Source organism: Duganella callida (genome assembly GCF_004614165.1).
GTDB classification, from domain to species: Bacteria; Pseudomonadota; Gammaproteobacteria; order Burkholderiales; family Burkholderiaceae_D; genus Rugamonas; species Rugamonas callida.
In genome coordinates this window covers 1-7,026 of record NZ_SPVG01000112.1, presented here as the reverse complement: position 1 = coordinate 7,026, position 7,026 = coordinate 1, and the positions used below count along the sequence as shown (strand labels likewise).

10 protein-coding genes are annotated in these 7,026 nt (G+C 70.0%); 5 read left to right on the top strand and 5 right to left on the bottom strand.

All coding sequences use genetic code 11. The annotated features are described in order from the left end of the window. Together E4L98_RS11495 and E4L98_RS11490 are read left to right on the top strand one after the other, a co-directional pair. A partial coding sequence (locus tag E4L98_RS11495; RefSeq protein WP_135201700.1) for an HAD-IC family P-type ATPase occupies positions 1 to 1,062 on the top strand: 1,062 nt, incomplete at its 5' end. Between the two features lie 24 nt (positions 1,063 to 1,086). Then, the gene (locus tag E4L98_RS11490; protein WP_135201699.1) at positions 1,087 to 2,745 is read left to right on the top strand and encodes a PHA/PHB synthase family protein; all 1,659 of its coding nucleotides are present in this window, start codon (positions 1,087 to 1,089) and stop codon (positions 2,743 to 2,745) included. Here E4L98_RS11490 and E4L98_RS31390 read toward each other — a convergent pair. From E4L98_RS31390 to E4L98_RS11475, 4 genes are read right to left on the bottom strand one after another with little or no spacing between them, the layout of a single operon-like run. Next, on the bottom strand, positions 2,697 to 3,086 hold the full coding sequence (locus tag E4L98_RS31390) for an HAD-IC family P-type ATPase (RefSeq protein ID WP_503826140.1): 390 nt from the start codon (positions 3,084 to 3,086) through the stop codon (positions 2,697 to 2,699). The genes E4L98_RS11490 and E4L98_RS31390 overlap by 49 nt on opposite strands. Continuing rightward, a complete protein-coding gene (locus tag E4L98_RS11485; RefSeq protein ID WP_503826139.1) occupies positions 2,981 to 3,550 on the bottom strand; it encodes a P-type ATPase actuator domain-containing protein in 570 nt (189 codons plus the stop codon). The genes E4L98_RS31390 and E4L98_RS11485 overlap by 106 nt, the downstream gene beginning before the upstream one ends. 12 nt (positions 3,551 to 3,562) lie before the next feature. Then, a complete protein-coding gene (locus E4L98_RS11480; protein ID WP_135201698.1) occupies positions 3,563 to 4,399 on the bottom strand; it encodes a universal stress protein in 837 nt (278 codons plus the stop codon). Positions 4,400 to 4,440: 41 nt separating this feature from the next. After that, positions 4,441 to 4,953 (bottom strand): pyridoxamine 5'-phosphate oxidase family protein, encoded by a 513-nt coding sequence (locus tag E4L98_RS11475; RefSeq protein WP_135201697.1) that lies wholly within the window; start codon positions 4,951 to 4,953, stop codon positions 4,441 to 4,443. A 232-nt stretch (positions 4,954 to 5,185) separates the two neighbouring features. On the opposite strand from E4L98_RS11475, the gene E4L98_RS11470 reads away from it, so the two are divergent. Then, entirely contained in the window at positions 5,186 to 5,632 is a 447-nt protein-coding gene (locus E4L98_RS11470; protein WP_135201696.1) for an Hsp20/alpha crystallin family protein, read from the top strand. On the opposite strand, the gene E4L98_RS11465 is transcribed toward E4L98_RS11470, so the two are convergent. Further along, positions 5,625 to 6,011 (bottom strand): TraR/DksA family transcriptional regulator, encoded by a 387-nt coding sequence (locus E4L98_RS11465; protein ID WP_135201695.1) that lies wholly within the window; start codon positions 6,009 to 6,011, stop codon positions 5,625 to 5,627. The genes E4L98_RS11470 and E4L98_RS11465 overlap by 8 nt on opposite strands. Before the next feature lie 129 nt (positions 6,012 to 6,140). Here E4L98_RS11465 and E4L98_RS11460 point away from each other — a divergent pair, with 129 nt between their 5' ends. Next, positions 6,141 to 6,797: a SagB/ThcOx family dehydrogenase gene (locus tag E4L98_RS11460; protein WP_135201694.1), complete on the top strand. Its 657-nt coding sequence runs from the start codon at positions 6,141 to 6,143 to the stop codon at positions 6,795 to 6,797. 23 nt (positions 6,798 to 6,820) lie between these two features. Next, positions 6,821 to 7,026: universal stress protein (locus E4L98_RS11455; RefSeq protein ID WP_167761317.1), on the top strand; the 206-nt coding region annotated here is incomplete at its 3' end.

Genomic DNA, 7,026 nt, shown 5'->3' with positions numbered 1-7,026 from the left:
GATATCGCCGTCTCGCTGCGCAACCTGATGCTGAGCGGCGATCCGGCCGTGCGCCCGCCCCACCTCGCCAACAATAGCGACTACCCCGCCACCGCCCAGGCCATCGCGGCGGCGGCCGGCCTGCCGGCGCAGCCGGTGCTCAGCGGCGCGCAATTGCAGGCGCTGGACGATGCCGCGCTGCGCGCCGTGCTGCCCGCTGTCAGCGTGTATGCGCGCATCCTGCCGGAACAGAAGCTGCGGCTGGTGAAGGCCTTCAAGGCCGCCGGCGAGGTGGTGGCCATGACCGGCGACGGCGTCAACGACGCGCCGGCGCTGAAGGCGGCCCACATCGGCATCAGCATGGGCCAGCGCGGCACCGACGTCGCCCGCGAGGCGTCGGCGCTGGTGCTGCTGACCGACGACCTGAGCGCGCTGGTGCACGCGATCCGCATGGGCCGCCGCATCTACGACAACCTGCGCAAGGCGCTGACCTATGTGGTGGCGGCGCACCTGCCGATCGCCGGCATGGCGCTGCTGCCGCTGCTGCTGGGCACGCCGCTGGCGCTGGCGCCGGTGCACATCGTGTTCCTCGAAATGATCATCAACCCGGCCTGCGCCATCGTGTTCGAAAGCGAAGCGGCCGATGCCGACCTGATGCGGCGCGCGCCGCGCCGGCCGGACACGCCGCTGCTGGGCCTACGCGGGCTGGCGTTTGCCGTGCTGCAGGGCGCGGGCTTGCTGGCGGTGGTGGCGGCGGTGTATTTCATCGGCCTCGCACGCGGGCTGGCGCCGGGCCAGGCGCGCGCGATGGCGTTCATCTGCCTGGTCAGCGGCAACCTGGCGCTGATGATGGCCGACCGCTCGCTGGCCGTGACCGTGACCGCCTTGCTGGGCCGCACCAGCCGCACGCAGTGGGGGCTGGTGGCCGGCGCCGGGCTGGTGCTGGCCGCCGCGCTCAGCCTGCCGCAACTGCGGCAACTGTTCCATTTCGCCGCGCTGCCGGGCGCGCAGGTGCTGACCGCGCTGCTGCTGGGCGCCGCGCTGACGGCCTGGTTCGAATTGATGAAATATCTGCACCGCTGACCACCCTCACCCTGGAGACCGCCCATGCAAGACGCGACACCGAGCACGCCCATGACCACGCCGCCGCCCTATTTCGCCGCCGCGCCGGGCGCCGACATCGAGGCGCCGTCGCACGTCGACCGCCTGCTGCACGCGGCCATCGGCCGCGTCACCGCCGGCATCTCGCCGGTGGCGCTGTCGCTGGCGTTTTCCGACTGGGCGCGCCACCTGGCGCTGTCGCCGGCCAAGTGGGTGCGGCTGGCCGAAAAGACCGGGCGCAAGACGCTGCGCTTCCAGCGCTACGCCGGCCAGGCGCTGCTCGAGCCGGGCACCGCCGCCTGCATCGCGCCGCTGCCGCAGGACCACCGCTTCGACGCGCCGGCCTGGCGCCAGTGGCCGTTCAACTACGTGTCGCAGGCGTTCCTGCTGCAGCAGCAGTGGTGGCACAACGCCACCACCGGCGTCGGCGGCGTCTCGCCGCACCACGAACAGGTGGTGGCCTTCGTCGCCCGCCAACTGCTCGACGTGGCCTCGCCGGCCAATTTCATCGCCACCAATCCCGAGGTGCTGCAGGCTACCGTGCGCGAGGGCGGCCGCAACCTGTGGCGCGGCTGGTTCAACCTGCTGGAAGACTGGGAGCGCCACAGCAGCGGCCAGCCGCCGCCCGGCGCCGAGCGGTTCGTGCCGGGCCGCGAGGTGGCGCTGACCCCGGGCCGGGTGGTCTACCAGAACCGCCTGATGGAGCTGATCCAGTACGCGCCGGCCGGCGCCGAGGTGTACGCCGCGCCGCTGCTGATCGTGCCGGCCTGGATCATGAAGTACTACATCCTCGACCTGTCGCCGCACAACTCGCTGGTGGCCTACCTGGTGGCGCGCGGCCACACGGTGTTCATGCTGTCCTGGCACAACCCGGGCAGCCTCGACGGCGACCTCGACCTGGCCGACTACCTGCGCCTCGGCGTGCTCGAGGCGCTGGACGCGGTGCGCGCCATCGTGCCCGGCCAGGCGGTGCACGCGGTCGGCTACTGCCTGGGCGGCACGCTGCTGGCGATCGCCGCCGCCCACCTGGCGCGCAGCGGCGGCGATCAGCGCCTGCGCTCGCTCACGCTGCTGGCGGCCCAGACCGACTTCACCGAGGCCGGCGAACTGTCGCTGTTCATCGATGAAAGCCAGCTGGACTTCCTGAAGGACATCATGTGGAGCCGCGGTTACCTCGACACGCGGCAGATGGCCGCCACCTTCCAGCTGCTGCGCTCGCGCGACCTGATCTGGTCGCGGCTGGCGCAGGAATACCTGCTGGGCCGGCGCCCGCCGATGACCGACCTGATGGCCTGGAACGCCGACGCCACGCGCATGCCCTACCGCATGCACAGCGAATACCTGCTCAAGCTGTTCCTGCGCAACGACCTGGCCGAGGGCCGCTACCAGGTCGACGACAAGCCGGTGTCGCTGGGCGACATCCGCGTGCCGCTGTTCGCGGTGGCCACCGAGGCCGACCACGTGGCGCCGTGGCGCTCGGTGTACAAGATCCACCAGCTGGTCGCGTCCGACATCGAGTTCGTGCTGACCAGCGGCGGCCACAACGCCGGCATCGTCAGCGAGCCGGACCATCCCAACCGCCGCTACCGGCTGGCGCGCCACCGGCCCGGCAGCCGCTACGTCCCGCCCGAGCTGTGGTACCAGGCCACGCCGGCCAGCGCGTAGCGGCGGTCCTCGACCATGGCGGCCTGCAGCGTCATGCGGTTTTCCGTCAGCGTGCCGGTCTTGTCGACGCACAGCACGGTGGCCGCGCCCAGCGCCTCGATCACCGGGCTGTGGCGCGTCAGCACCTGGTGGCGCGAGATGCGCCACGCGCCGAGCGCCATGAACACGGTCAGGATCACCGGGAATTCCTCGGGCAGCAGCGACATGGCGAGGCTGATGCCGGCCAGCAGGCCGTTCAGCCAGTCGCCGCGCAGCCAGCCGAACAGCAGCACGCTGAGCAGCGACAGCGCGCCGCCCAGCCAGGCGAAGCGGCGCACCAGCGCGCCGATCTCGCGCTGCAAGGGACTGCCACCGACTCGCCGCTCAGCAGCGATTCGTCGAGCAACAGATCGTGGCATTCGAGCAGCACGGCGTCGGCCGCCACGCGGTCGCCTTCCTCCAGCAGCAGCAGGTCGCCGCGCACCACCTCGCGGCCGGCGATGCGCTGCCGGACGCCGCCGCGCACCACCAGCGCACGCGGGCTGGACAGTTCGCGCAGGGTGTCCAGCACGCGCTCGGTGCGGCGTTGCTGGACGATGGTGATCAGCATGGTCACCAGCACGAAGCCGAGCAGCATCAGCGCGTCGCCGCGGTCGCCCAGCAGCAGGTACACCGCGCCGGCCGTGATCAGCAGCACGAACATCGGCTCGCGCAACACCTCCAGCGCCAGGCGCGCGGCGGTGCGCGGCGGCGCCGCCGGCAGCTCGTTATAGCCGTCGCGCTGCAGGATGCGCGCCGCTTCGTGGGGGGACAGGCCGTCGGGCATGGCGTCGGCCGCTCAATGCGCCATCAGCACCGGCAGCGACATGGCGGACAGGATGGTGCGCGTGGCGCCGCCCAGCAGCATTTCGCGGAACCGGCTGTGGCCGTAGGCGCCGGCCACCAGCAGGTCGGCGCCGAGGTCGGCCGCCAGCGACAGGATGGCGTTGCCGGTGTCGACCGGCGCCGAGCGGCGCTGCACCTCGACCTGCAGCTGGTGGCGCGCCAGGTACAGCGCGATGTCGGCGCCGGCTTCGCGCTGCTCGGCCTGGGCCTGCTCGCCGAACAGCGCCACCGTCACGCGGCCGACGTGGCGCAGCAGCGGGATGGCGGCGCTGACGGCGCGCGCCGCCTCGACACTGCCGTTCCACGCCACCAGCGCGTGCCGGCTGATGCTGTCGGCGGCGCCTTCCTTCGGCACCAGCAGCACCGGCCGCCCGCAGTTGAGGATGACGTGCGGCGCCAGGTCGGCCAGCGGCGCGCCGTCGACCGAGTGCTCGGGGTCGGGCTGGCCCAGCACCACCAGGTCGGCATACAGCGCCTGCAGGCACAGGCCGGCATAGTCGTCTTCCTCGCGTTTGCGCCGTTCGACCGACTGCACCCCGATCTGGGCGGTGATGCGGTCGAACTGGGCCAGCGCCTGCTCGGCCTGGCGCGCGACCGCGTCCAGGTAGCCGGCGGCGATGGCGCCGCTGATGTCGAACGGGCTGCCGGCGTACATGTAGCGGCGCAGGCCGCTGAGCGCGGTGCCGACCAGGTGCGCGTCGTCGCGCTCGGCCAGGTGGGCGGCCAGGCGGATGCGCGGCGCGGCGTTGGCGGTGGGGTCCAGATGGACCAGGATGGTACGGTAAGCCATGGCTGCCTCCATGTGAGAACGGGTTCGTAAGCGTGGCGGACTCAGGGCGCCAGGGTTTCCATCAGCGCCGGCTGGCCCGGCTCCGGCCATACCGCGTACAGTTCGGTGTGGCCGAATCCCTGGCTGTAGTCGAGCAGGGAAATCACGGTCGGGGTGATGCGCAGGAACAGCAGACCCTGGGCGCGCAGCGCCGGCATGCCCTGGACGAAGGTGCGCGCCTGCGGGAATTTGCCCAGCAGGGCGCGGCTGATGTGGTCGATCTCGGCGGCATTGCGCACGAAGTCGGCCTTGCCGCCCAGCGACAGCCCGCGGATCTGGTTCCAGTCCGTGTAGTCCAGGTTGATGGTGGCGGAGACCTTGTGGTTGTGCTGGATATTGTGGGCCTTCTGGCTGTCCAGGCCGATGCCGGCGTACAGCGTCAGGTCTTCGTGTACATAGCTGACCGTGGTCGCCTGCGGATAGCCGTCCGGCCGGATGGTGGCCAGCGTCAGGTCGCGGCCTTGCCGCAGGATGTCGAGCATGCGCGCATGCACCGCTTCAGTGTAACGTTCCATAACGCCCCCCCCGCAACCACCGCCGAACGCGATGTCCCGACTATGCTATCAAGCCGGTATCGGGGTGGTAATTGAGCTAGATCAAAAGTGTCCGAGAACTTCCATGGCTGAGTGGCGCGCGCGCCAATTTGCGTGCGTTTGAGCCAGATCAATCAAATCGCCGCACCGACTCAATACGATCATGGGGCGCGTCCGTCCGGACGCGCGCAATCCCTGAACAGTGAGGCACATCATGGCAAACCATCTGACCCGTTTCGATCCCTTCGCCGACATCGCCCGTTTCGAGCCGTTCAACGGCCTGGAGGACTGGTTCCGCGACTTCAGCCTGCGCCCGGCGCTGCGCGACTGGAAGATCGAACCGCGCATCAAGATCGACGTGCTGGAGAACGACGCCAACTACACGGTGAAGGCGGAGATTCCCGGCGTCAAGAAGGAGGACATCAAGGTCGACGTCCAGGGCAATGTGGTGTCGATCGCCGCCGAACTCAAATCCGAGAGCGAGGAAAAGCACGGCAAGCAGCTGCGCACCGAACGCGCCTACGGCCTGCAGCGCCGCAGCTTCACCCTCGATCACGAGGTGGACGAGGCGAAGGTGCAGGCGCATTACAGCGACGGCGTGCTGGCGCTGACCCTGCCGAAGAAGGTCGGCAAGACCGGCCGCCAGATCACCATCAGCTGAGGCCGGCGATGGCGCGCCGCTCGCGCTCGGCCTGGCAGGCGTGGCACAGGCGCGCGTCGGGCTGGGCCAGCAGGCGCACCGGCGCGATCGCGGCCTCGCAGCCGGCACAGACGCCGTAGCGGTGCTCGCGCATGCGCGCCAGCGCCGCGTCGACGCTGCGCAGCTGCGCCAGCTCGTGCTGCAGCAGCGCGAGGTCGGTGTCGCCGAGTTCGCTGGCGGCAGCCAGGTCGGCATCGATTTCATAGTCGTTGAACAGGGCGAGCTGCTGTTCCTCGTCGGCCTGGTGCAGGCGCTGGCGCAGGCGGGCGACCAGTTGGGCGCGCTGCAGCTGCAGGCGCTGTGCGAGCGTATGCAACTGCGCGGCGGACAGGGCGGTCATGGTGGCTCCATAAAAGACGGGGTGGCAGCACTGATTGTCCCATCCTGCCAAGCCGGTTCTCTTTGATCCAGATCAAGGATTTCATCTCGCCGCACGCCTATCGTTGTCTTAGTTTATGCGGGAGGAGCCATGTCTGAAGAGAAACTACAGCCATTGCAATTGATCGCGCGCGAGGCGCAACTGCTGGATGCCGATTGCTCGCCGCTCAGCATCGCGTTGTCCGAAGTGCTGTTGCGGCGCCGCTCGAGCCGCGAATTCGGCGCCGGCGAGCTGTCGCTGTACCGGCTGTCGCGGCTGCTGTGGGCGGCGTTCGGCATCAACCGGCCCGAGCAGGGCCTGCGCACCGCGCCGTCGGTCGGCAACAAGCAGGACATCGAGATCTATGTGGCCCTGCCCGCCGGCCTGTACCGCTTCGATGCGCGCGAACTGACGCTGCAGCCGGTGGTGGCGCGCGACTTGCGCGCGGCCAGCGGCGGCCAGGAATACGTGGCGCGCGCGCCGCTCGATCTGATCTATGTGGCCAAGGTCGACGACGACCACGACGGCCCGCGCGTCGAACAGCAGTTTTTTGCCGCGCTGGACACCGGCTTCATCAGCCAGAACGTGTATCTGTTCTGCGCCGCCGAGGGCTTGTCGACGGTGGTGCGCTGCTGGATCGACCGGGCCGAGCTGGCGGCGCTGATGGGTTTGCCTTCGAACCGGCTGGTGATCGCGGCCCAGTCGGTCGGCTATCCGCCGCAATGGCCACCCAGGGACCCGGCGCTGTGGGCGCCGGAAGACGATTGACGGTCGCCGTGAGGAACGCTGCCATGGGCTACAAAACCATCCTGGTCCACGTCGACGCCAGTGCGCATGCGCAGCCGGCGATCGCCTATGCCGGCCGGCTCGCGGCCCAGCAGGGCGCGCACCTGGTCGGCCTGGCCGGCACCGGCATCAACGAGCTGGTCTACCAGTGCAATGCCGCCGCGCCCGGCGTCTACCTGCAGCCGCAGGATCTGGCGGCGCTGCGCGACCT